2 protein-coding genes and 1 pseudogene are annotated in these 2,301 nt (G+C 56.1%); 2 read left to right on the top strand and 1 reads right to left on the bottom strand.

The features are described 5' to 3' along the window. On the top strand, window positions 1-277 hold a 277-nt coding region (gene mihF / locus ACFVZH_RS40195), incomplete at its 5' end, for an integration host factor, actinobacterial type (protein WP_384905586.1). A 44-nt stretch (window positions 278-321) separates the two neighbouring features. Here the strand turns inward: mihF and ACFVZH_RS40200 are convergent. Next, window positions 322-450 (bottom strand): annotated as a pseudogene (locus ACFVZH_RS40200) (hypothetical protein); the annotation flags it as partial. Between the two features lie 1,392 nt (window positions 451-1,842). On the opposite strand from ACFVZH_RS40200, the gene ACFVZH_RS40205 reads away from it, so the two are divergent. Then, a partial coding sequence (locus tag ACFVZH_RS40205) for a hypothetical protein (protein WP_384905588.1) occupies window positions 1,843-2,301 on the top strand: 459 nt, incomplete at its 3' end.

Genomic DNA, 2,301 nt, shown 5'->3' on the forward strand with positions numbered 1-2,301 from the left:
CCGCCAAGAGGCACTGCGGAAGGCGGTCGCGCGCCGCCGTGAGCGCGCCGAGCTCCTGGACGAAATCCGCAGCGGCCGCGTATCCCTCCAGTCCGTGCTCGAGCGCGATGACGAGGTGGCCGGATGCATCTACACCCACCGCCTCCTAGAGGCACTGCCCGGCATCGGCAAGATCCGCTCGCTGAAGATCATGAAAGAACTCGGCATAGACGAGAGCCGCCGCGTCCAGGGCCTGGGCCACCGCCAGTGCGAACGACTCCTCGAACTGTTCCCCTGAAGCACCTCCCGGGCGGCCTTGAGCTGCCCGGCCTGGGCAGGAAGCGCGCCCATGTCCCCGCGCCCGACAGCGTCCTGACTCGCGTTGATCACGCCGCTACAACACCCGATGCCGCCACTCCCGCCTCGGACACCGCAGCCCGATCGCCTACGAAACAGCGTCCAGAACAACATCAACTACGCTGACACCAGCCGCATAGCCCGTGTCCAGGATTCCGGGTCAAGGCCCCGGATCGGTACCGGTCAGGTAGGCCCGGCGACCGGGGCAAAGCATGCTGACGACCCGTCGGATCGCGGCGGCGCTTGGTGCGACCCGCACGCCCAACACCCCACGACCCAGACACCTGTGGGCTCACGCGCACATCAAGGTCACGCATCAGCGCTCGGGAGTCCTTGGTGGCCCTGGCAGTTCAGCTCGTGCCAAATCCCGACAACAACCCAATCAAATTCAGAAGCGCCATTGGAAAATCGGTGCCGGAATTAGAGTACATGTTACTCATTCCTCAGCAAGGAAGGGTAAAGTAAAATATTTCCGACTGTTGCAGTATGGAGAATTCTAAGATGGCAAAGTCCAGGCCGCTGGTCGCCGCTGCCGTATCCTCCCTCCCAGGGGCTGGGGTTATTCTTGTGGGCGGATCATGCTGCGGCTGCAGACTACAAGAGCAAACCCACTCTGTGGTCAATATGGCCCGGCCTGACAGCCTCGACCACAATCAAGTGCCCTAATATTTATCAATTCATTTCAGGGGTATCGATTTCATCCAGAAAAATAATCCAGCGGGGGCCAAAAATATACAGCCCCCATGGCCAATAGAAACGGCCAGGCCAGCGGGATTCCAGCCTCTTGTACGCTCCAGACAGCCGATCCCCTCAATGAGAACGGCAGCGGCTTAGATCTCAATTTCAGCCTAGGGATAGAATGCTCAACTATCGACCCAGGGGGTTTCCGTGCAAGGTTGACAGAGGCGCGAGGCCCGCCTTCCAATGGTTTACGGAAAGAATAATATATCACTTCCTGTCCGGCGGGATATGTTAACCTCCGCAATGCTCGTGATGTATTAAACCCGAACTCAGTAGCGAGGGAAAGTTTCCTCTCTGGTGTGCAGCCAGGCAATTGACATCTATCAAAATAGGTCCAATTTTTCTATGCTTACGGTTGCGCTCGTAGGCAAATGTTACGTGCAGTAATGAGTTTCCTCGGTTGAATACTTTCAGTGGAACTGGTGTGATCGTTCGGGGCAGTGATGCAGTCGGTATTTCTGTGCGAGTGAGCTTATTGGCTGGTTCGGCAGATGGAGATCACCTCGCACTGCGTGCGGCCGTGCTTCCGGTTCCCGCTGGGACCGCGTTTGAGATTTCGGTTGATCTTGCTTTTGGGTATGTTCGGCTGAGGTGGCTGGCCGTTCCAGGGTGCTGCGCAGTGGTCCTTTTGTAACTCCCTAGCCCTTCCAGTCCCCGATACGGGTTCTCTCAATGCGGCGCATCCTGGCCAATATCGATGGATTTTAATCGAGCACCGCCAGAAGGTTTTTATGAAACTCAAAATAGCGAGAGTGGAGTGTATAAATGAAACTCGGAATAGTCAAACGAATTGCCGCAGCGGTGAGCCTCGCTGTTGGTGCAGGGCTCATTTCGGTCGGAAGTGCCGGAACCGTGCAGGCGGCTGGCTGTGAGCCAGTGAATCAGAACACGTGCAGGTATTATTATTCTAATCCGCAGCTGGATCCAAATCGAACCGTAATTCACACACTTTCCTGCCCTGGCGCCTATCCTTATGTCAGCCTTGCTTCCGTCCGGCGGAAGGATTTCGGCAACTCTCCCGTCGATATGACAAATTTTAAAACGATGACCGATGGAAGTGTGAGGCTCGAACTTTGGGTGTCGAATTCGAGCAGCACCCAGAGACTATTTTACGACCTATACTGGAATTGCTCAAAGGCTCGTCTGGATCCGGAGCTCATTCCACTTCAGATACTAAGCCGCCACAAACTTCCTCCGCTAGAAATTTGGGACTACGGCCTCGAC

The sequence above is a fragment of the Streptomyces sp. NPDC059534 genome (assembly GCF_042743475.1).
Taxonomy (GTDB): Bacteria; Actinomycetota; Actinomycetes; order Streptomycetales; family Streptomycetaceae; genus Streptomyces.